Annotated in this window: 22 protein-coding genes; 12 read left to right on the forward strand and 10 right to left on the reverse strand. The window is 45.0% G+C overall.

Features of this window, described 5'->3' with window-relative positions; translation table 11 throughout:
- Window positions 1–41 precede the first annotated feature (41 nt).
- Window positions 42–836, reverse strand: a complete 795-nt coding sequence (locus ACLIIY_RS01460) for a cytochrome C assembly family protein (RefSeq protein WP_005438043.1) — start codon at window positions 834–836, stop codon at window positions 42–44.
- A gap of 213 nt (window positions 837–1,049) precedes the next feature.
- On the opposite strand from ACLIIY_RS01460, the gene ffh reads away from it, so the two are divergent.
- The 5 genes from ffh to rplS all read left to right on the forward strand — a co-directional run bounded on the left by ffh (window position 1,050) and on the right by rplS (window position 4,642).
- Window positions 1,050–2,438, forward strand: a complete 1,389-nt coding sequence (gene ffh / locus ACLIIY_RS01465) for a signal recognition particle protein (RefSeq protein ID WP_005438041.1) — start codon at window positions 1,050–1,052, stop codon at window positions 2,436–2,438.
- A gap of 210 nt (window positions 2,439–2,648) precedes the next feature.
- Window positions 2,649–2,897 carry a 30S ribosomal protein S16 gene (rpsP, locus tag ACLIIY_RS01470; RefSeq protein WP_005438039.1) on the forward strand — a complete coding sequence of 83 codons (249 nt, stop codon included), beginning with the start codon at window positions 2,649–2,651 and terminating at the stop codon, window positions 2,895–2,897.
- A gap of 30 nt (window positions 2,898–2,927) precedes the next feature.
- Window positions 2,928–3,476, forward strand: coding sequence for a ribosome maturation factor RimM (gene rimM / locus ACLIIY_RS01475; protein ID WP_005438038.1), 549 nt, complete (start codon window positions 2,928–2,930; stop codon window positions 3,474–3,476).
- Between the two features lie 27 nt (window positions 3,477–3,503).
- Window positions 3,504–4,247, forward strand: coding sequence for a tRNA (guanosine(37)-N1)-methyltransferase TrmD (gene trmD, locus ACLIIY_RS01480; protein WP_005425529.1), 744 nt, complete (start codon window positions 3,504–3,506; stop codon window positions 4,245–4,247).
- A gap of 41 nt (window positions 4,248–4,288) precedes the next feature.
- A complete protein-coding gene (rplS, locus tag ACLIIY_RS01485) occupies window positions 4,289–4,642 on the forward strand; it encodes a 50S ribosomal protein L19 (protein ID WP_005438036.1) in 354 nt (117 codons plus the stop codon).
- 411 nt (window positions 4,643–5,053) lie between these two features.
- Here rplS and yacG read toward each other — a convergent pair whose 3' ends face one another.
- From yacG to nadC, 8 genes are all read right to left on the reverse strand, one after another.
- Window positions 5,054–5,248 carry a DNA gyrase inhibitor YacG gene (yacG, locus tag ACLIIY_RS01490; RefSeq protein WP_009707573.1) on the reverse strand — a complete coding sequence of 65 codons (195 nt, stop codon included), beginning with the start codon at window positions 5,246–5,248 and terminating at the stop codon, window positions 5,054–5,056.
- 62 nt (window positions 5,249–5,310) lie between these two features.
- Complete coding sequence (gene zapD / locus ACLIIY_RS01495; RefSeq protein ID WP_038896791.1) at window positions 5,311–6,051, reverse strand: cell division protein ZapD; 741 nt, start codon at window positions 6,049–6,051, stop codon at window positions 5,311–5,313.
- A 27-nt stretch (window positions 6,052–6,078) separates the two neighbouring features.
- Complete coding sequence (gene coaE / locus ACLIIY_RS01500) at window positions 6,079–6,693, reverse strand: dephospho-CoA kinase (RefSeq protein ID WP_039840283.1); 615 nt, start codon at window positions 6,691–6,693, stop codon at window positions 6,079–6,081.
- Window positions 6,694–7,563: a prepilin peptidase gene (locus ACLIIY_RS01505; protein ID WP_434528018.1), complete on the reverse strand. Its 870-nt coding sequence runs from the start codon at window positions 7,561–7,563 to the stop codon at window positions 6,694–6,696. It abuts the gene before it with no gap.
- Window positions 7,564–7,635: 72 nt separating this feature from the next.
- Window positions 7,636–8,859, reverse strand: coding sequence for a type II secretion system F family protein (locus ACLIIY_RS01510; RefSeq protein WP_434528019.1), 1,224 nt, complete (start codon window positions 8,857–8,859; stop codon window positions 7,636–7,638).
- A gap of 33 nt (window positions 8,860–8,892) precedes the next feature.
- Window positions 8,893–10,578, reverse strand: a complete 1,686-nt coding sequence (gene pilB / locus ACLIIY_RS01515) for a type IV-A pilus assembly ATPase PilB (protein ID WP_434528020.1) — start codon at window positions 10,576–10,578, stop codon at window positions 8,893–8,895.
- A complete protein-coding gene (locus tag ACLIIY_RS01520; RefSeq protein ID WP_050905229.1) occupies window positions 10,579–11,064 on the reverse strand; it encodes a pilin in 486 nt (161 codons plus the stop codon).
- 264 nt (window positions 11,065–11,328) lie between these two features.
- Window positions 11,329–12,216, reverse strand: a complete 888-nt coding sequence (nadC, locus tag ACLIIY_RS01525; RefSeq protein ID WP_409581145.1) for a carboxylating nicotinate-nucleotide diphosphorylase — start codon at window positions 12,214–12,216, stop codon at window positions 11,329–11,331.
- 92 nt (window positions 12,217–12,308) lie between these two features.
- On the opposite strand from nadC, the gene ampD reads away from it, so the two are divergent.
- The 6 genes from ampD to ACLIIY_RS01555 all read left to right on the forward strand — a co-directional run bounded on the left by ampD (window position 12,309) and on the right by ACLIIY_RS01555 (window position 20,665).
- On the forward strand, window positions 12,309–12,860 hold the full coding sequence (ampD, locus tag ACLIIY_RS01530) for a 1,6-anhydro-N-acetylmuramyl-L-alanine amidase AmpD (protein WP_061011013.1): 552 nt from the start codon (window positions 12,309–12,311) through the stop codon (window positions 12,858–12,860).
- Between the two features lie 404 nt (window positions 12,861–13,264).
- Entirely contained in the window at window positions 13,265–14,032 is a 768-nt protein-coding gene (pdhR, locus tag ACLIIY_RS01535) for a pyruvate dehydrogenase complex transcriptional repressor PdhR (protein WP_005438026.1), read from the forward strand.
- Window positions 14,033–14,087: 55 nt separating this feature from the next.
- Window positions 14,088–16,751: a pyruvate dehydrogenase (acetyl-transferring), homodimeric type gene (gene aceE, locus ACLIIY_RS01540; RefSeq protein WP_009707565.1), complete on the forward strand. Its 2,664-nt coding sequence runs from the start codon at window positions 14,088–14,090 to the stop codon at window positions 16,749–16,751.
- Window positions 16,752–16,781: 30 nt separating this feature from the next.
- Window positions 16,782–18,698, forward strand: coding sequence for a pyruvate dehydrogenase complex dihydrolipoyllysine-residue acetyltransferase (gene aceF, locus ACLIIY_RS01545; protein WP_434528021.1), 1,917 nt, complete (start codon window positions 16,782–16,784; stop codon window positions 18,696–18,698).
- Between the two features lie 243 nt (window positions 18,699–18,941).
- Complete coding sequence (lpdA, locus tag ACLIIY_RS01550) at window positions 18,942–20,372, forward strand: dihydrolipoyl dehydrogenase (RefSeq protein WP_005438019.1); 1,431 nt, start codon at window positions 18,942–18,944, stop codon at window positions 20,370–20,372.
- Between the two features lie 17 nt (window positions 20,373–20,389).
- The gene (locus tag ACLIIY_RS01555) at window positions 20,390–20,665 is read left to right on the forward strand and encodes a hypothetical protein (RefSeq protein ID WP_434528022.1); all 276 of its coding nucleotides are present in this window, start codon (window positions 20,390–20,392) and stop codon (window positions 20,663–20,665) included.
- A 31-nt stretch (window positions 20,666–20,696) separates the two neighbouring features.
- Here the strand turns inward: ACLIIY_RS01555 and opaR are convergent, their stop codons facing one another.
- On the reverse strand, window positions 20,697–21,314 hold the full coding sequence (opaR, locus tag ACLIIY_RS01560; RefSeq protein WP_009707563.1) for a transcriptional regulator OpaR: 618 nt from the start codon (window positions 21,312–21,314) through the stop codon (window positions 20,697–20,699).
- A 320-nt stretch (window positions 21,315–21,634) separates the two neighbouring features.
- Between opaR and hpt the strand changes: the two genes are divergently transcribed.
- Complete coding sequence (hpt, locus tag ACLIIY_RS01565; RefSeq protein ID WP_005439354.1) at window positions 21,635–22,165, forward strand: hypoxanthine phosphoribosyltransferase; 531 nt, start codon at window positions 21,635–21,637, stop codon at window positions 22,163–22,165.
- Window positions 22,166–22,244: the final 79 nt, after the last annotated feature.

Below are 22,244 nucleotides of genomic sequence, written 5' to 3' on the forward strand. Positions count from 1 at the left end.
CACAAGGCTCCTTATTAATTGAATTTAATAGATGGATTACATCAACTTAAAATGATCTCTTTCACGAAGCGACTGCCAAAGTAAGCCAAGGTCAGCAGTGTCGCACCCGCGACTGCAAACCAAGTCACTTTCTTACCACGCCAGCCTTTTTGGTAATGGCCCCAAAGCAAGATGGAATACACAATCCAAGCGATGAAAGAAAGAATGCCTTTGTGTGCTTTACCTTGAGCAAACATGTCTTGTACGAAGACAAAACCAGTAATCAATGTGCCTGTGAGTAATAAGTTACCAATCAAGATAATCTTGAACAGTTGTCGTTCAACCATCATCAATGGTGGCAAGTTCGGATTAATTGCCAACGACTTCTTGGCTTTGAGCTTGTGGTCGAGCCACGCCAGTTGCAGCGCGTATAGCGCACCAATGGTCAAAGTCGCGTAGGAGAACAGCGCAAAAGAAATGTGAATAAGTAGCTTAGGGTCGTTCTCTAAATGCTTAATAAACGTGCTTGGTAAGAAGGTAGCAGCAGTTAAGTTGATGGCAGCAAAGCTATAAACCACAGGAAGAAGGAACCACAAACGATTCTTGAGCATCGCCACACTCATTACCAGCGAGATGATAAAGCTGATCAAAGAAGCGACGTTAAGAATGCTGAGGTTTTGCCCTGAACCGTCGAAAATCAGATCGCTCAGAATCCAAGCGTGAAAAACCAACGCACATGCCGCACTGGCAAATACGGTTTTTGCTTTGATTCCTGACTGCTGAGAGAGTCCGGGAATGATGGTCGCAATTGCCAAAACGTAAAGAATGGCGGCTGCGATGGCAATTAAGCTATCCATGAATCTTAAGAGTTATTGTGCACAATGGTGAAAATTATACCTTGCATTACTCTTTGGGGCTATGGGCGATGCCTCATCAATCACGAGAGATGAGATATTGAAATTAACAAGTTAGCCCTCAAGTTAAGGATAAGAGCAGTGTTCGGGTATGACTGTGACGTTGGCTAAGGTATACTCACACTAATTAATCGCCATTTTAGCGAAGAGACAAAGATGTTTGAGAATTTAACGGATCGATTATCCAAAACGCTGAAGAATATCAGCGGTAAAGGTCGTCTGACCGAAGACAACATTAAAGAAACCCTACGTGAAGTACGCATGGCACTATTGGAAGCGGACGTTGCGCTTCCTGTTGTACGTGAATTTGTAAACCGCGTTAAAGAAAAAGCGGTGGGCGTAGAAGTTTCTAAATCCCTAACACCGGGTCAAGAGTTCATCAAGATCGTTCAAGCTGAGCTTGAAGCGGTTATGGGTGAATCTAACGAAGCTCTTAACCTAGCAGCACAGCCGCCAGCAGTGCTTTTGATGGCAGGTCTACAAGGTGCGGGTAAAACCACATCGGTAGGTAAGCTTTCTAAGCTACTAAAAGAGCGTGATAAGAAGAAAGTCTTGGTTGTGTCTGCCGACGTTTACCGTCCAGCGGCAATCAAACAGCTAGAAACCCTAGCATCAGACATCGGTGTCGACTTCTTCCCATCTTCACCAGATCAAAAGCCAATTGATATTGCTAACGCAGCTATCGATCACGCGAAGAAGAAATTCTACGACGTGTTGATTGTCGATACCGCGGGTCGTTTGGCTATCGATGAAGAAATGATGGGTGAGATTAAAGATCTTCACTCAGCGATTAACCCTGTTGAGACGCTGTTTGTTGTCGATGCAATGACAGGTCAAGATGCGGCGAATACAGCAAAAGCATTCGGTGATGCGCTACCGCTAACTGGTGTGATTCTGACTAAAGTTGATGGTGATGCACGTGGTGGTGCGGCGCTATCAGTTCGTCACATCACAGGTAAGCCAATCAAATTCCTAGGTGTGGGTGAGAAAACCGACGCACTAGAACCGTTCCACCCTGATCGTGTTGCATCGCGCATTCTAGGTATGGGTGACGTACTGTCACTTATCGAAGACCTACAACGCAATGTAGACCAAGAAAAAGCAGAGAAGCTAGCGAAGAAGTTCAAAGAGAAGAAAGGTTTTGACCTTGAAGACTTCCGTGAACAGTTAGGTCAAATGCAAAACATGGGTGGCATGATGGGCATGCTAGACAAGCTACCAGGCATGTCTCAGCTACCATCAGACGTGAAAGACAAAGTTGACGACAAGATGTTTAAGCAGATGGAAGCGATCATCAGCTCAATGACAATGAAAGAACGTCAACGCCCAGAAATCATCAAAGGTTCGCGTAAAAAGCGTATCGCCGCAGGTTCTGGTGTTCAGGTTCAAGACGTTAACCGTCTATTGAAGCAGTTCACCCAAATGCAGAAGATGATGAAGAAAATGCAAAAGGGCGGCATGAAAGGCATGATGCGCAACATGCAAGGCATGATGGGCGGTGGCGGCATGGGTGGAGGCGGTGGCTTCAATCCATTTGGTCGTTAAACGATTGCCTAGACTTTAGTTTCAGGGTGTTAGCTACATCACAAACTTGAATTTCAATTTATGTTGGTGAAAAAGTAACTAAATCCCTTGCATTGCTTCGGGATAAGAGTAAAATTCCGGAGCTTTATTTTGGCACGAGACCCCAGATTGTTCAGTTTTATGAATGATTATTGGGGTTAATTTTATTTTTGAGAAAGCAAAGAGGACGACATGGTAACCATTCGTTTGGCACGTCACGGCGCTAAAAAGCGTCCATTTTATCAAATCGTAGTAGCGGACAGCCGCAACGCTGCAACTGGCCGTTTCATCGAGAAAGTTGGTTTCTTTAACCCAACTGCAAAAGGTCAAGAAGAAGGTCTACGTCTAGACCTAGACCGCGTTAACCACTGGGTTGGTCAAGGCGCGTCTCTATCTGACCGCGTTGCTAAGCTAGTTAAAGACGCTCAAAAAGCGGCTTAATTTTTTTACTTTAGAAGTAGAAACTAGTTTATGTCGATGAAAGGTAAAGAAACAATGAGCAACGAAAAGATTGTTGTAGGCAAGTTTGGTGCTACTTACGGCATTCGTGGTTGGCTTAAAGTTTTTTCCTACACAGACAATGCTGAAAGCATTTTCGATTACAGCCCTTGGTTTATTAACCAAAAGGGTACGTGGGTTGAGTACAAAGTAGAAAGCTGGAAGCGCCATAACAAAGGTATGGTGGCTAAGCTGGAAGGTCTAGATATTCGTGAAGACGCGCATCTAATGACAAACTTTGAAATTGCTATCGACCCTGCGGTACTCCCTGAATTGTCAGAAGATGAGTTCTACTGGCGTGAATTGTTTGGGATGCAAGTAGTAACCACTAAAGGTTACGATCTAGGTGTCGTATCTGACATTTTAGAAACTGGCTCAAACGATGTTCTGGTTGTTAAAGCAAATCTTAAAGATGCTTTCGGGCAGAAGGAACGATTAATCCCGTTCCTTGAAGAGCAAGTGATCATCAAAGTTGATCGCGAAGCTCAACGGATCGAAGTTGACTGGGATCCTGGATTCTAATCTCAAAAATTACAGAGCGAGATAAACATGTGGGTTGGCGTAATTAGCCTGTTTCCTGAAATGTTCCGTTCTGTTACTGATTTTGGGGTAACAGGTCAAGCGGTTAAAAAAGGTCTTTTGTCGATTGAGACTTGGAATCCTCGCGATTTCACTCACGACAAGCATCGCACTGTCGATGACCGACCTTACGGTGGTGGCCCTGGTATGCTAATGATGGTTCAGCCTTTGCGCGATGCCATTCATACCGCGAAAGCAGCCTCACCGGGTAAGACGAAAGTCATTTACCTTTCTCCTCAAGGTCGCAAGCTCGACCAAAAAGGAGTAGAAGAACTGGCAACAAACGAGAATTTACTTCTGATTTGTGGCCGTTACGAAGGGGTAGATGAGCGCATCATTCAATCTGAAGTCGACGAAGAATGGTCGATTGGTGATTTTGTGATGACGGGTGGTGAGATACCAGCCATGACGTTAATCGATTCTGTCTCTCGGTTTGTTCCGGGTGTACTAGGGGATTTCGCGTCAGCAGAAGAAGACTCTTTTGCAAATGGCTTGTTAGATTGCCCTCACTATACGCGTCCTGAAGTGTTGGATGATAAAGAAGTGCCAGCGGTACTGATGTCAGGCAACCACAAGGACATTCGTCAATGGCGACTAAAGCAGTCGCTAGGCCGAACTTGGCTAAGAAGACCAGAGCTCCTGGAAAACCTAGCTCTGACTGACGAACAGGAACAATTACTTGCTGAGTTCATTAGTGAACATAACGCAAAGTAACCTAATTTATTTAGTATCAGTTTATTCTAGGAATTTAAAAAATGAGTAACATCATCAAGGCTCTTGAAGAAGAGCAAATGAAATCAGGCCTGCCTAAATTTGCACCAGGTGACACTGTTGTAGTTCAGGTTAAAGTTAAAGAAGGTGAGCGTGAGCGTCTACAGGCTTTTGAAGGCGTTGTAATCGCAATCCGTAACCGTGGTCTTCACTCTGCTTTCACTGTACGTAAGATCTCTAACGGTGAAGGTGTTGAGCGTACGTTCCAAACTCACTCTCCAGTTGTTGATAGCATCGAAGTTAAACGCCGTGGTGCAGTACGTCGTGCCAAGTTGTACTACCTACGTGAGCGTTCTGGTAAGTCAGCTCGTATCAAAGAGAAACTTGCTAAGAAGTAATGCTATAACTAGCGTTCTCATAGTAAACGGAGCTCATTTGGGCTCCGTTTTTTTATGCGCGGAAAAGAACGGACTTCGTCCTTCGAGAATCGGGAACGCTACGCTTCGAGATTTGAGAGCGCTTCGCTTTAGGAACCGAGAGGTGTGGTTGGATGGTTAGTGCAAGAAGTTTGGTCTCGAAGGTGTTGACAGAATTTGTCCTTAGAAAGACAAAATGAACCGAATCCCGAATCCCGAATCCCGAATCCCGAATCCCGAATCCCGAATCCCGAATCCCGAATCCCGAATCCCGAATCCCGAATCCCGAATCCCGAATCCCGAAAAACAAAAAGGGTCGATGCTCTCACATCAACCCCTTAATTATTCTCAAAGCTTAGCGTCCTTGTTTCTCGACTCTAGCTTCTCAATTCTTTAGTACTGGTCTTCAGACCAACCATCGCTGTCCGACATATCCGGAGCACCGGCGATGGCGTTTTCTTCATCAGCCCATTCGCCAAAATCAATCATTTGGCACTGCTTGCTACAGAAAGGGCGGTGAGGGCTTTGTTCGCCCCACTCAACGTCAGCGCCACATTGTGGGCATGGAACGACTGTAATTTTAGACATCGTCATTCGTCCTATTTATTCGGTGTTCAAAGGTATTAAGGCAATAGTAGTGCTTGTTGAGCTTAGCTACAAACAGCAAGTTCAAACTCGACATCTTGCGTGCAAGCTTGACCACTTTCGAAAGCCATAAACTTGATGGCGAAACGGTTCTTATGACCCGAAATCATCGGGTAGACACCGTATTCCATTGGGATGTGCAAACGTAAAATATTGGCTTCATCAGCATCACTTTGGAAAAAGCCTGCGCGGGCGATTTGCGCTTTGAAGTGACCCGTTTCGCGAGTAAGTTTTAGCCAAAGCGCTAACGCATCAGAAAGCGGCTTTAAGCTGGCTTGCCATTGGTTAGCATCGTGCTTTTTACGCTCAATCGGTAAGTGAAGCCAATAATGCAAAGCGGGTAGGTCGAAACAACATGAACCACCAGGTAGATTGAAACGCTGGCGAATTGAACTTAAGAAGCGGTCTTCTTTTAATGCTTGGCCGAAGCGCTCAGCTGCCATCAATTGGCTGTGTACGACATCGATCTCTTTTAGAAGCTCATTCAGTGCTTGTTGATCTACGCCATCAACATTGAGCCAGTTACGATAAGCTAAGCGCTGCTTTTCAAGATCTTTAGCCAGTTCGCTTTTGAGCTGGATTTGCTCGAAGATCTCGACCATATCGAAAAGGGCACGAAAGAACAGCTGATATTGATGGTTATCAGCAAAACTTGAGGCTAGATGAGCCTGACGCAGCAAAGACTCAACTCTTAAATAGATGCGAGTTTTTTCATTTAACGGATGTTCAAATTTGTGCGTGGTCATCGACATTAGCCTTGGTGAGTTTCATTCCTATTTTCGCAGATTTTTCTTACACATGGCTAGGTACTTTTCGTGTAAATCTGTGATTTGAAGCAAAAGATCTGGGTCATCTGGATTATTCTTCACCACATCATCCGCCAGAGCAAGCCGTTGCTCACGAGAAGCCTGGGACGCCAAGATCGCATTTGCCTGCTCTTCGCTTACGTTATCGCGTTTTACGGTTCTGGAGATCTGGGTTTGTGGGTCAACATCGACGACAAGAACTCGATCACATAAGCTATCAAGCTTGTTCTCTACCAATAAAGGTACAACCAAGAGGGCATAGTCCGATGTGACTTGCTCCAAATCTTCGATCATCTTTTCACGAATCATCGGATGCAATAAACCATTAAGCCATGCTTTCTCTTCTGGATTAGAGAAAATCTTTTCTCTTAATTTGGCTCTATCAAGTGTCTGATCATCGCGAACAATATCCGCACCAAAGTGTTCAACGATAGCATTAAGTCCGGGAGTTCCCGGCTCAACAACTTCGCGAGCTACGATATCAGCATCGACAATGTCGATTTTGAACTGCTGTTTGAATAGGTTTGCCACCGTGGTTTTGCCACTTGCAATACCGCCGGTTAAGCCAATAACAAAAGCCATTTACACTCCTAGAATCGACGTAAAGTACCAGTTGAGGATTTGATGGCCCCAAATTAGGCTCACCCATCCCGCAATTGCAAGGTAAGGGCCGAAAGGAAAGGCTTTCTCGATACCTTGTTTTTGCAAACGCAGTTGGATAAGACCAAAGATGACGCCCACTACTGATGAAAGCAGAATGATCATCGGTAGCGATTGCCAACCCAACCAAGCACCTAATGCGGCAAGGAGTTTAAAGTCACCATAACCCATGCCTTCTTTGCCTGTAAGGAGCTTAAACAACCAGTAAACACTCCAAAGACACAGATAACCTGCCATTGCACCAATGACGGAATCTTGTAGGCTCACAGGACTGATACCAGAAAGCGCGAGCGCAATACCTGCCCACATTAATGGCAATGTAAGCTGGTCTGGCAACAGCATGGTATCGAGATCGATAAATGTGGCGGCAATCAATACAAAGGTAAAGAAAACCAGCGCGACAGTGAAGTAGCTAAAACCGAAGTGAAAAGCGATAAAACCCGAACAAAAGGCAGTAAGCAGTTCGATAAGAGGGTAGCGTGTACTGATAGGAGATTGGCAGTTGTGACATTTACCGCGCAGAAGCAACCAACTAATCACTGGGATATTGTCACGAATACGAATTTGTGTCCCACATTGCTGACAAGATGAGCGTGGTACGCTTAATGTCAGTTTCTCTTTTGGTGGTTCGATTTTGTATTCAGGGAACGATTCCGCGCATTCGCGTCGCCATTCTAATTCCATGATTTTGGGTAATCGATAAATAACAACGTTGAGGAAACTACCCACGATCAAACCGAAAACCGTGGCAAATACAACGAATAGCCATGGGTAGTACTGGAATACTTCCATATCTGTCTCTTGAGCGATGAATCAAACAAGCAAGGTGCTGTTTTGAAGGAATTAATTTGCTAAAGGATCATTCTATCCCAATACGCTCATCAAGTTAAAGATTGGCAAGTACATTGCTGTGACCAAACCGCCAACAACGACACCGAGAAAAACGATGATAAGTGGCTCTAAAATCTTACTTAGGTTATCGACGGTATTGTCGACCTCAAACTCGTAAATTGCTGCAATCTTGTTGAGCATGTCATCCAAGCGGCCAGATTCTTCGCCAATCATGACCATTTGCAATACTAGCTCGGGGAAGACATCGCAGTTGCGCATAGCAATATACATTGGCATACCCGCAGCCGTATCTCGGTATACCTCTTCTATTGCAAGTTGATAGTGCATGTTACCCGAGGTTTTTGAGGTGGTTTTTAACGCGGTGAGAATTGGGATGCCGGCACTGAAACTGGTGGCAAGCGTACGGCTAAACTTGGCAATGGCGGCTTTGGATAAAACAGGCCCCAAGATGGGAATCTTTAAACTGGAGCGAGTGAGCAATAGCTTGAAAGAATCAGAGCGGTTCGATATGACTTTTGAGGCGATCAAGAGACTCAAGAAACCGAGTCCAATGAAAGGGCCCCAGTTTTGAGTCCAAGCAGAGAGGTCTAATACCATCTTAGTAAAAGCAGGTAAATCCGCACCAAAGCCTACAAACATCTTTTCAAACTCAGGAATAACCCGAGTCAGCATTAGGTAGGAAACCCCTAAGGCAACCAAGACAACCATGGCCGGATAAATAAGCGCTTTGATCACTTTCGCGCGCAACTGTTCGCTTTTTTCTCTGTAGGTTGCCAAACGCTCGAAGACTTGGGATAAGTTACCAGACTGCTCACCCGTTGCGATTAAATCGGTATAAAGCGGGTCGAAATGCGTGCTAGCTGTACGCATGGCTTTCGACATTGGTGTTCCGGCCTCTACCGCCCTTGTGACACTCATTAAAATCGATTTCATTTCAGCTTTTTTATGATTCTCTGAAACCAATTTAAGTGCTTGAACGATTGGTACACCCGTCATTAGCATGGTAGCAATTTGGCGGGTAAACACCGTGATGTCTTTCCCTTTGACTCTGTGGCTCAGTTTGGTGACAAAAGAAATACTGCCTTTTTTCAGTTTCTTAATTTTTATGTGCTGCGCGTCGAGGCGTTCTCTCACTTCAATTTCGGTCATGGCGAGGACATTACCTGAGGTCTTTTTGCCCGAGCTATTGATGCCTTTCCAACGGTAGTTCTTAAGTTGAGGAGTGATGGTTTTCATAAGCGGAGTGACTGCCTAAAATTTCTGAAAAAGTTAAAAGTAGAGAACGCGTTGTAATTCACTGAAGCTAGTGACGCCTTGTTTGAGTTTTTCTATGCCAGACATTTGTAGGGTTTGCATCCCTTTGGCGATAGCAAGTTTTTCTAATTCGTGTACTGAAGCTCCTTTTATGAGCGCCTCGGATAGGGATTCATCAAACTTCATCACTTCATAGATGCCCGTTCGACCTGAATAACCGTGGGTACACTCGTTACAACCATCTGGATTGGCTTTAAAAACATGCTCTGTGCTGATGATCCCAATATGCTGCAGTTGGGCATTTGGTTCTTGCGGCTGTCTGCAGTGTGGGCAGAGTTTACGTGCTAACCGCTGGGCGATGATCAAACTGAGTGAGGAGGCAAGGTTAAAGCTTTCCACCCCCATGTTGGATAAGCGGATTACGGTTTCAGCGGCCGAGTTGGTATGTAAAGTGGAAAGAACCAAGTGACCAGTTTGCGATGCTTTGATCGCGATTTCTGCCGTATCGAGGTCCCGGATCTCGCCCACCATGACCACATCAGGATCCTGACGTAAGAAAGAACGAAGTGCTTCGGCAAAACCAAAACCGATCTTAGGCTGTACTTGAACTTGGTTAATGCCGGGTAAATTAATCTCCACTGGGTCTTCCGCAGTCGAGATGTTGATCTCTGTTTTATTAAGAATGCTTAGCCCTGTGTAAAGAGAAACGGTCTTACCACTACCTGTCGGCCCCGTCATCAAAATCATACCTTGTGGCCGTTTTAGCGCATCCAGATAAAGTTGCTTCTGCTCATCACTGTAACCCAAGCGGTCAATATTTAGCGAGGCAGAGCTACTGTCGAGTAAACGCAGTACGATCTTTTCTCCAAACAGAGTTGGCAGTGTGGAGACACGCATATCAATTGCGGTGTCTTGGTTTAATTTGAGCTTGATGCGCCCATCCTGCGGCAAACGGCGCTCAGCAATATCAAGCTTAGATAGGATCTTTATTCGGGCAGAGAGACGACGGCTTAAGTGGCTAGGTGGTTGTTGAATTTCAATCAAGATGCCGTCGCAGCGTAAACGCACTCGATACATGTTTTCGTAGGGTTCGAAGTGAATATCGGAAGCGCCTTTACGAACCGCATCGAGTAAGATTTGGTTGATATAACGACTGACGGGGGATTCGTCTTGACTGAGATCTTCAATGTTCTCAATCTCATCATCTCCAATCTCAACCAAGCTTGCGAGCTCATCTTGGTTTATTTCTTTTAATCCCGACTTCTCCTGCTCAAGTGCTCGGCCATATAAGCGCCGAATTGCAGCGGTCAGCTCGCGAAAATCAGCCAAAACAAGCTCGACTTGCAAACCTGTTGCAAAACGAAAGTCGTCTTCGGCTTGAAGGTTGGTTGGGTCAGCAACCGCGAGAATCAAAGTTGATGAGGTGCGATTAAGCGGCAGAGCGTTGTGCCGAGTGATCAAATCTCGCAAACCTAGCGTTTGGCATAACGAAGCGTACTCGTACTGATTGAGAGAAGTGCAAGAAAGCCCGAAAACAGAGCTCAGGTGCTCCGTTAATTCATGAGATTGGAAAAAGCCAGAATTGAGTAAAGCTTCTGGCATTGATATACCAGAAGCTTTAGCTTGCTCAAGTAACAGCTCTTCTTGAGAAAAGGTCAGTATCCCAGCTTGGCGAAGAACTGTTGAGAGGTTGGTTAGCATTTAACTTTTAGGGCAGAAGTCATTACTACCAAGATCACACGTTACAGCCCATGTAACTCCTGACATAGTTAACGTAGGCGTCAATTTAATCGTTCCGTTCTTTTTAAGACCAGCTTTACCTTTTGTTCCATCTACAGTTGCAGTAACTGTTCCTGTGATAGTCGCGGCTGCTGATGAGGTTGCAGCAGCAGTGACTGCAACGTCAGACGTTATGGCAAATGCATTTCCTGTACCCTTATCAAAGTCCTGAGCTGCGGGAACATTGGGTTGTCCAGCTGCGCAATTAGTTCCTCCACTTAACAGACAAACACCTACACCAGCTTTCATAGCTGAAGCAGTGCTGAGCATTTCAGAAGCGTGAGTTTTGTTAGTGTAATTTTGGTAAGCAGGCACTGCAAACGCAGCCAAGATACCGATAATCGCCACGACAATCATCAATTCAATCAGCGTAAAACCTTGCTGCTTTTTCTGTTTATTCGTTTTCATCTTCTTTCCTTAAGATAAATTTAGTTAATGCTTATGCATGGGGCAGAAGAGTAAAAAGAGTAGAAACAAGTGGAAACTGGAAACGAAGTGGCTCTCGAGTGAGATAAAGATCTTTGCACTGTAGTTGCATATTGCATGCAAGGTTTTGCGAGTGGTGTTATTTTTTAAGCGGATAAAAATAAAGAGCCTTGCGGCTCTTTATTGCGGTTTGAAAAGCGTAACTCTATGAGATTAAGAGAGTTAGTCTCGCTTGGTTCTCTGGAATTACTTGAAGCGCATCGAAAGATCCATCGCTTTTAGGTGCTTAGTCAAAGCACCTACCGAGATGTAATCGACGCCAGTTTCTGCATATTCAGCGATGGTTTCTAGAGTTACGTTGCCTGAGTTTTCTAATGCTGCACGACCTGCGTTGATCGCGACCGCTTCACGCATCATATCTGTAGTAAAGTTATCTAGCATGATGATGTCTGCACCCGCTTCGATCGCTTCTTTTAGCTCTTCCAAGCTTTCCGTCTCAACTTCAACAGGCTTGCCTGGGTTTAATTCTTTTGCGGTAGTGATCGCTTGAGTAATGCCGCCACAAGCAATGATGTGGTTTTCTTTAATAAGGTAGGCATCGAACACACCGATACGATGGTTGAAACCACCGCCACAAGCTACTGCGTATTTAAGCGCACTACGTAGACCAGGAATCGTTTTACGTGTATCTAATAGACGGCATTCAGTGTGAGCAATTTTCTCTGCGTATTCAGCGGTAATGGTCGCGCAACCTGAAAGGGTTTGAATAAAGTTCATTGCATTGCGCTCGCCAGTGAGCAAATCACGAGCAGGACCTGTCAGTGTACAAAGTGTTTGGTTTGGTTCAACCTTGTCGCCATCTTTTACATGCCACTCGATGGTTACTTTGCTACCCAGTTGCTTAAATACTTCATCTGCCCAAGCTTGGCCACAAAACACACCGTGTTCACGAGTGATGATGGTTGCGGTGTTAATAGCGTCAGCTGGGATAAGCGATGCGGTGATGTCTTTGTCTGCATCCAATGTGCCACCTAGATCTTCTTTTAGGGTATCGGCTACGGCGCGAGTGATTTCTAATGGAAGTTGTTGCTTAAGGTATTCTAGGCGTTCTTGGCTGTTGTGTGTGTTCTTCATCGCAAATCTTGTCTTGAAAGGGAGATGGCAACGAATGATACTCTCCGGTGTCAATAATTTCAGCAGTTAATTTGCAAAGTAGAGAGGTTGATATGTGCCTAAAAATCGAGAATGGTTGGTTGACGGAGGCTAAGCACGTCCCATCGCCATTTTTTGATGCTCGTTCTGATAAAGATGACATCTCTCTGCTGGTGGTTCACAACATCAGCCTGCCACCAGGTCAATTTGGTGGCTCTTATATAGAAGACTTTTTCTCGGGCAACCTTGACCCCAATGCATGCCCATTTTTTGAAGTAATTCACAAAATGGGCGTTTCGGCACATTGTTTAATTAAGCGTGATGGCGAGATTGTTCAGTTTGTTTCTTTTTTAGACAGAGCATGGCATGCAGGACAATCCAGTTTCGCTGGCCGAGAACGCTGTAATGACTATTCAATTGGTATTGAGTTGGAAGGTACTGAGTTTGTTGCGTACACAGAAGAGCAATATCAATCACTTACTGCATTGACCCAAGCTGTTATGCATTCCTATCCAAAAATCACCTTGCCGAGAATCACGGGGCATCAGTATATCGCTCCCTTGAGAAAAGCCGATCCTGGTCTAAGCTTTGACTGGGTCAAGTTCCGGCACCAGATAAAACGCTAACTTGTAGCGAAAGTGTAAATTCAAAAAACAGAAATAAATAAGGCATACACTCAGGTATGCCTTTTTTCGATACAAGAAATATGAGCGCTTGTTAAAAGTTAACTACATTTTGAACGCTTAAATCGGCGATCGGTGCAAAAGTGTACAGATAATTTTGTCATTTTTTGTTTTTGTTGATCAAATTTACTAGCACGCAGAGCTCCCATCTGTTTTGTTTATGTAATTGGTCATACCAATTTTATTGCCGTTTTAATAGTCGATTGTTATCAGAGTGTTGGTTGCAAGTCCATTCTATGATTTAGGTCAATTTTTGGCTGGACAGTGGCGTTTTAATTATGTTAATTTCTGCACCATCTTAAAATTGGTATTACCAATTACCTGCAAGAGTAGAAGAACAATAAATTATGGCTTATCAAAGGATTCGTCAGCCAAAACTCTCTGATGTTATTGAACAAGAGTTAGAAAGGTTGATTGTGGAAGGAACATTGTCTCCGGGGCAGCAGTTGCCACCAGAGCGCGAACTCGCTAAGCAGTTCGATGTGTCTCGTCCATCTGTCCGTGAAGCCATTCAACGCTTGGAAGCAAAGCGTTTGCTTACTCGCCGTCAAGGCGGTGGCACATTTGTTAGCGAAAACATCTGGAAAAGCTTTTCAGATCCTTTGTTGAACTTATTGTCGACTCACTCCGAAACGCAGTTAGACCTACTTGAATCGCGTCATGCGATGGAAGGAATTTCGGCGTACTTTGCAGCATTGCGTGGTACCGAAGAAGATTTTGCACGCATTCAAGCTTGCCTGAATCAAATCAGTGAAGAGCAAAAAAGCGACAACGTTGAAGCAGAAGCAGCGGCAGTAATGCAGTTTCTTATTGCTTTAACAGAAGCGGCACACAACGTTGTTCTGCTTCATATTGTTCGTAGCCTTGCGCCTTTGCTTGAGCAAAATGTTCTACAGAATCTAAAGCTCTTACATCGCCGCGAAGAAGTGGTCGATAAAGTAAGTAAACACAGAGCTAATATCGTGGATGCGATTGTTTCTGGTCAGCCTGAAAAGGCGCGTGAAATGTCTCACTCACATTTAGCTTATATCGAAGAAACATTGTTGGATTTGACTCGAGAAGAGTCTCGACGAGAGCGTTCTCTGCGTCGAATTCAGCAAGGTAACGATTCTTAATACAAGAACCGCTTACTTAAATAAGTAGATCCAACCAACAGAAGGATAGATCGCCATGTCTGACATGAAGCATGACGTAGATGCACTGGAAACTCAAGATTGGCTACAAGCCCTTGAATCAGTTGTTCGTGAAGAAGGTGTAGAACGTGCACAGTTTCTACTAGAAACCGTTCTAGAAAAAGCACGTCTAGACGGCGTTGATATGCCAACTGGCATCAACACAAACTACATCAACACTATTCCAGCTGCACAAGAACCAGCTTACCCTGGTGACGTAACTCTTGAGCGTCGTATTCGTTCGATTATTCGCTGGAACGCAATCATGATCGTATTGCGTGCTTCTAAGAAAGACCTAGACCTAGGTGGTCACATGGCTTCTTACCAGTCAGCTGCAGCGTTCTACGAAGTTTGTTTCAACCACTTCTTCCGTGCTCCAAACGAGACGGACGGTGGCGATCTAGTTTACTACCAAGGTCACATCTCACCAGGTATCTACTCTCGTGCGTTCGTTGAAGGCCGTCTAACTGAAGAGCAGCTAGACAACTTCCGTCAAGAAGTAGACGGTAAAGGTGTTCCTTCATACCCACACCCTAAACTGATGCCTGAGTTCTGGCAGTTCCCAACAGTATCTATGGGTCTTGGTCCTATCTCTGCTATTTACCAAGCACGTTTCCTTAAGTACCTAAACGGCCGTGGCCTTAAAGATACTTCTGCTCAACGTGTATACGCTTTCCTAGGCGACGGTGAGATGGATGAGCCAGAATCACGTGGTGCAATTTCTTTCGCTGCGCGTGAGAAGCTAGACAACCTATGTTTCCTAATCAACTGTAACCTACAGCGTCTAGATGGCCCTGTAATGGGTAACGGTAAGATCATTCAAGAGCTTGAAGGTCTATTCAAAGGTGCAGGTTGGAACGTAGTTAAAGTTATCTGGGGTAACAACTGGGATGCACTACTAGCTAAAGATACGACTGGTAAGCTACTACAGCTTATGAACGAAACGATCGATGGCGACTACCAAACATTCAAATCTAAAGATGGCGCATACGTACGTGAGCACTTCTTTGGTAAGTACCCTGAGACTGCTGCACTAGTTGCAGACATGACTGATGACCAAATCTTCGAATTGAAGCGTGGTGGTCACGATTCTTCTAAGCTGTTTGCTGCATTTAACAATGCAAAAGAAACAAGCGGCAAGCCAACGGTAATCCTAGCTAAGACTGTTAAAGGTTACGGCATGGGTGAAGCGGCTGAAGGTAAGAACATCGCTCACGGTGTTAAGAAGATGGACATGACTCACGTACAATACCTACGTGATCGTCTAGGTCTACAAGACATTCTTTCTGACGAGAAAGTAGCTGAACTGCCTTACCTAAAACTGGAAGAAGGTTCTGCTGAGTACGAATACCTACATGCTCGTCGTAAAGCACTGAAAGGTTACACGCCACAGCGTCTACCTAAGTTTACACAAGAGTTCAAAGTACCAGAGCTAGAAGAGTTTGCTCCTCTACTTGGTGCTCAGAAGCGTGAAATCTCAACGACTATGGCTTACGTACGTACGTTGAACATCCTGCTTAAAGACAAGAACATCGGTAAGAACATCGTTCCTATCATCTGTGATGAAGCGCGTACGTTCGGTATGGAAGGTCTATTCCGTCAAGTGGGTATCTACAACCCAGACGGTCAAGAATACACACCTGAAGATAAAGGCATCGTTTCTTACTACAAAGAAGCAACATCAGGCCAAGTTCTTCAAGAAGGTATCAACGAACTAGGTTCAATGGCATCTTGGGTTGCTGCTGCTACTTCTTACAGCACAAACGATCTGCCAATGATCCCGTTCTACATCTACTACTCAATGTTCGGTTTCCAACGTATTGGTGACATGGCATGGCTAGCAGGTGACCAACAAGCTCGTGGCTTCCTACTAGGCGCTACAGCTGGTCGTACAACACTGAACGGTGAAGGTCTACAGCACGAAGATGGTCACTCGCACATTCAAGCGAACACTATCCCGAACTGTATCTCTTACGACCCAACATTCGCTTACGAGCTAGCAGTAATCATGCAAGATGGTATCCGTCGTATGTACGGTCCTGAGCAAGAAAACATTTACTACTACCTAACAGTAATGAATGAAAACTACGCAATGCCAGCAATGCCAGAAGGCGCTGAAGAAGGCATTCGTAAAGGTATTTACAAGCTTGAGTCTCACGAGGGTGCTAAGGGTAAAGTTCAGCTAATGAGCTCTGGTACTATCATGAACGAAGTACGTAAAGCAGCGACTATCCTAAGTGAAGAGTACGGCGTAGCATCTGATGTGTTCTCTGTAACTTCATTCAACGAGCTAACTCGTGATGGTCAAAATGCAGAGCGTTACAACATGCTTCACCCAGAAGCTGAAGCGAAAGTACCTTACATCACTACTGTTCTTGGTAACGAACCAGCAATCGCTGCGACGGATTACATGAAGAACTACGCTGAGCAAGTACGTGCATTCATGCCAACTGAGTCTTACAAAGTTCTTGGTACTGACGGCTTCGGTCGTTCAGACAGCCGTGAGAACTTACGTCGTCACTTCGAAGTTAATGCAGGCTACGTGGTAGTTGCAGCACTAACTGAACTAGCGAAACGTGGTGATGTTGAGAAGTCTGTTGTTTCTGAAGCAATTGCTAAGTTCAACATCGACACTGAAAAAACTAACCCACTTTACGCTTAATACAGCGCTTAACTAGAAGGTAAATAAGCAATGGCAATCGAAATTAATGTACCTGACATCGGTGCGGATGAGGTTGAAGTTACTGAGATTCTTGTAAGCGTTGGCGACAAGGTTGAAGAAGAACAGTCTCTGATCACTGTTGAAGGCGACAAAGCTTCTATGGAAGTTCCAGCGTCTCAAGCAGGTATTGTAAAAGAAATCAAAGTTGCAGAAGGCGATTCAGTAACAACTGGTTCTCTTATCATGATTTTCGAAGCCGAGGGTGCAGCTGACGCTGCACCTGCTCCTGCGGCGGAAGCGGCTCCAGCAGCAGCTCCAGCTCCAGCAGCGGCGGCAGCAGAACTAAAAGAAGTTCACGTTCCTGATATCGGTGGCGACGAAGTAGAAGTTACTGAGATCATGGTTAAAGTTGGCGATGCAGTAGAAGAAGAGCAATCACTTCTAACTGTAGAAGGCGACAAAGCTTCTATGGAAGTACCAGCACCATTTGCAGGTACGGTTAAAGAGATCAAGATTGCTGAAGGCGATTCAGTAACAACTGGCTCTCTTGTGATGGTATTTGAAGTAGCAGGCTCAGGCGCAGCGGCTCCAGCTCCTGCAGCGGTTGAAGCGCCAGCAGCACCTGCGGCGGCTCCTGCGGTAGCTGCGGACAAAGAAGTTAACGTTCCAGATATCGGCGGTGACGAAGTAGAAGTTACTGAGATCATGGTTAAAGTTGGCGATACAGTAGAAGAAGAGCAATCTCTAATTACTGTAGAAGGCGACAAAGCTTCTATGGAAGTACCTGCACCATTCGCAGGTACAGTTAAAGAGATCAAGATTGCTGAAGGCGACAAAGTAACGACTGGCTCTCTAATCATGACTTTCGTTGTTGAAGGCGCAGCACCTGCTCCTGCAGCTCCAGTTGCAGCAGCGGCTCCTGCGGCAGCACCTGCTCCAGCAGCATCTCCTGCACCAAAAGCTGAAGCTCCAGCGGCGGCACCTGCAGCGAATGATTTCCAAGAAAACAACGAATACGCACATGCGTCTCCAGTTGTTCGTCGTCTAGCTCGTGAGTTTGGCGTAAACCTATCTAAGGTTAAAGGTTCTGGTCGTAAGAGCCGTATCCTAAAAGAAGACGTTCAAAACTACGTGAAAGATGCGCTTAAGCGTCTTGAGTCTGGCGCAGGTGCAGCAGCATCTGGCAAAGGCGACGGTGCAGCGCTTGGTCTACTACCTTGGCCAAAAGTTGACTTCAGCAAGTTCGGCGAAACTGAAGTTCAGAAGCTGTCTAAGATCAAGAAGATCTCTGGTGCAAACCTACATCGTAACTGGGTGATGATCCCTCACGTTACACAGTGGGACAACGCTGACATCACTGAGCTAGAAGCATTCCGTAAAGAACAGAACGCAATCGAAGCGAAGAAAGACACTGGCATGAAGATCACTCCTCTTGTGTTCATCATGAAAGCGGTAGCGAAAGCACTAGAAGCGTTCCCAGCGTTTAACTCTTCACTTTCTGAAGATGGCGAAAGCATCATTCTTAAGAAGTACGTGAACGTAGGTATTGCAGTAGATACGCCAAACGGCCTTGTTGTTCCAGTATTTAAAGACGTGAACAAGAAAGGTATCTACGAGCTATCTGAAGAACTAATGGCAGTTTCTAAGAAAGCACGTGCAGGCAAGCTAACAGCTGCTGATATGCAAGGCGGTTGTTTCACAATCTCTAGCCTTGGCGGTATCGGCGGTACAGCGTTTACACCAATCGTAAACGCGCCAGAAGTTGGTATCCTAGGTGTATCTAAATCTGAAATGAAGCCAGTGTGGAACGGCAAAGAGTTCGAACCACGTCTACAGCTTCCACTGTCTCTATCATACGACCACCGTGTGATCGATGGTGCAGAAGGTGCACGCTTCATTACTTTCCTAAACGGTGCACTATCAGACATTCGTCGCCTAGTACTGTAATATAGAAAGTAATAGTTAAGGTGGCTTTCGGGTCACCTTACTTCTTTATATAAAAGACTATTTTTAGACGACAATTTCTCACATCGTTCAGAATCTGAAAGATGAATTGTTGTCTAGCTCACAGGCTAACTTAAAGCTGCTTTCACACTGTTAACATCTCTGTAAAATATTGACCGTTTGAAAGCCTAATAATTTAAGAACATCTACTCAGCCTGTTAGGGATAATGACTACAAGAGGTCACAATGAGCAAAGAAATTAAAGCCCAAGTTGTTGTACTTGGTTCTGGTCCTGCTGGTTACTCAGCTGCATTCCGTTGTGCGGACTTAGGTCTAGAAACAGTACTAGTTGAACGTTACAGCACTCTTGGCGGTGTATGTCTAAACGTTGGTTGTATTCCATCTAAAGCACTTCTTCACGTTTCAAAAGTTATCGAAGAAGCGAAAGCGATGGCTGAGCACGGTGTTGTGTTTGGCGAACCACAAACAGACATCAGCAAAATCCGTATCTGGAAAGAGAAAGTTGTAAACCAACTGACTGGCGGTCTTAGCGGTATGGCTAAGATGCGTAACGTTACTGTAGTAAACGGCTACGGTAAGTTCACAAGCCCTAACTCTATCCTTGTAGAAGGCGAAGGCGAAGCAACAACGGTTAACTTCGACAACGCTATCATTGCTGCGGGTTCTCGCCCAATCAAACTGCCATTCATCCCGCATGAAGACCCACGTATTTGGGATTCAACGGATGCGCTAGAACTGAAAGAAGTACCAGAAAAACTGCTTATCATGGGTGGTGGTATCATCGGTCTAGAAATGGGTACGGTTTACCACTCACTAGGTTCTAAAGTAGACGTAGTAGAGATGTTTGACCAAGTTATCCCAGCTGCGGATAAAGACATCGTTAAAGTCTTCACTAAGCGTATTAAAGACAAGTTCAAGCTAATGCTTGAGACTAAAGTAACTGCAGTTGAAGCGAAAGAAGATGGTATCTACGTTTCAATGGAAGGCAAAAAAGCGCCAGCAGAAGCTGAGCGTTACGATGCGGTTCTTGTTGCTATCGGTCGTGTACCAAACGGTGCGCTTATCGATGCTGAAAAAGCAGGTATTGAAGTGGACGAGCGCGGCTTTATCAACGTTGATAAGCAAATGCGTACTAACGTTCCTCACATCCACGCAATCGGCGACGTAGTTGGCCAACCAATGCTTGCTCACAAAGGTGTGCATGAAGGTCACGTTGCTGCAGAAGTTATCTCTGGTAAGAAGCATTACTTCGATCCTAAAGTTATTCCATCAATCGCTTACACTGAGCCAGAAGTGGCATGGGTTGGTAAGACAGAGAAAGAAGCGAAAGCAGAAGGCATCAACTACGAAGTGGCAACATTCCCATGGGCAGCATCAGGTCGTGCAATCGCGTCTGACTGTGCAGACGGTATGACTAAGCTAATCTTCGATAAAGAAACTCACCGCGTAATCGGTGGTGCTATCGTTGGTACTAACGGTGGTGAACTACTTGGTGAAATCGGCCTAGCTATCGAGATGGGTTGTGATGCTGAAGATATCGCACTAACTATTCACGCTCACCCAACTCTACACGAGTCTGTGGGTCTAGCTGCTGAAGTATTTGAAGGTTCAATCACTGACCTTCCAAACAAAAAAGCAGTTAAAAAGAAAAAGTAATTTTTCTTGAACGTTGAATGATAAAAACCGCTGATTCGTCAGCGGTTTTTTTATTGGAAGAAAAGAATGCTGTGCTTGGAGATTCGGGAGCGCTCCGGTTTATAAATCGAGAGGAGGCTATTGAAAGAGACCCTGCTCAAAAAGGAGTTGACGGAATTTGTCCCTCGAAAGACAAAATAAGGTCGCTTCTCGCTTCTCGCTTCTCGCTTCTCGCTTCTCGCTTCTCGCTTCTCGCTTCTCGCTTCTCGCTTCTCGCTTCTCGCTTCCCAAAAACAAAAAAGGCCGATACCTAAGTATCAGCCTTTATTTTAAGCCTAATTATTTTTAGTGATGCTCACGGTTGTAGATGCACAGCATATCTAGATAAGCGCTAACGAGCGTTGATAGCTCAGCTTCGCTCTTAGAGCGGTTCGCTTGTACGAAGATAGAGTAGCAAATACCGTGGAACAGATTCGCCAAATGTTCCGGTTCATGTTGGTCACAAACTTCACCACGTTCGATCGCTTTGATGAACATGTTTTGCACCAATAGTTGGTTTGTGCGGTTTGTGGTCACGAACAGCGGCCATACTTCATCACGTGTTGATGCACTCCACTCAAACCAAACCTTCAGCCAATGGCAATCTTGGCTTACTAGCTCAATCATTGCATTAGTGATGTTGGCGATGTTCTCACGTGCATGGATGTCTAAGTCGATGTTATCAGACAAGAAGTTCGAGAATTGACGAACAACGTGGTTCAGAACTTCATCCACTAAGTCTTCACGAGTAGGGAAGTAGTTAAATACTGTCGCAACAGAAACTTGAGCGATCTCTGCAATATCTGCGTGACCACCACGACCAATGCCGCGACGAGCAAACACTTCAAGAGCGATTTCCATCAGTTGCTGTTTACGTTTTAGAGGGGAAAGCCTAGTACGAGGTCTCTTTGCTATTGAGTCCATATCCATTTTCCTTGCCATTTGAGTTGATGTTTTGGGGATGATCCCCTAATTGATTATTTTAATAGTTGCTTAAAGCATTGATGAGTGTAATGGTGCATATGTGCAAGGTCAACATCTGATGCGTAATTTATAGACAGTAATGTCATTATTGATGTTTCATTCAACTAGATAAGTTCTAAAATTAAGACTTTCATCCAAGAATTCAATGGAATGGGAAGCGGCTTTTAACCCATGGTGCAGGGTGTTACACTACACGCCGCAAGATAAGGTGATCGTTTGCGTACGACCAACCTCAACCCACAAAGAAAATTGAGCACAGTATGAAACATACAATAGAAGTGATGATTTCTGAGCAAGAAGTTCAGGAACGTATTCGTGAATTAGGCAAACAAATTACTGAACGTTACCAAGGTAGCGAAGATCTGGTAATGGTTGGTTTGCTGCGTGGTTCATTTGTATTTATGGCAGATTTGGCACGTGCAATCGAACTGACTCACCAAGTCGACTTTATGACCGCTTCTAGCTACGGCAACACAATGGAAAGCTCTCGTGACGTGCGTATCCTGAAAGACCTAGATGACGACATCAAAGGCAAAGACGTACTGATCGTAGAAGACATCATCGACACAGGTAACACGCTAAACAAGATCCGTGAAATCCTATCTCTACGCGAGCCTAAGTCTATTGCGATTTGTACATTGCTAGACAAGCCGTCACGTCGCGAAGTTGAAGTGCCAGTTGATTACGTTGGTTTTGCTATTCCTGATGAGTTCGTTGTTGGTGTGGGTATCGACTACGCTCAGAAATACCGTCACCTACCGTTCATCGGCAAAGTGGTACCTCAAGAGTAATCATTACTCTTTTGCAAAGAATACAAAAACGCCCGTTAATCACTTAACGGGCGTTTTCTTTTATTCAGTCTGGCTGATA

The sequence above is a fragment of the Vibrio sp. K4 genome, assembly GCF_051122595.1.
Lineage (GTDB): Bacteria > Pseudomonadota > Gammaproteobacteria > Enterobacterales > Vibrionaceae > Vibrio > Vibrio owensii.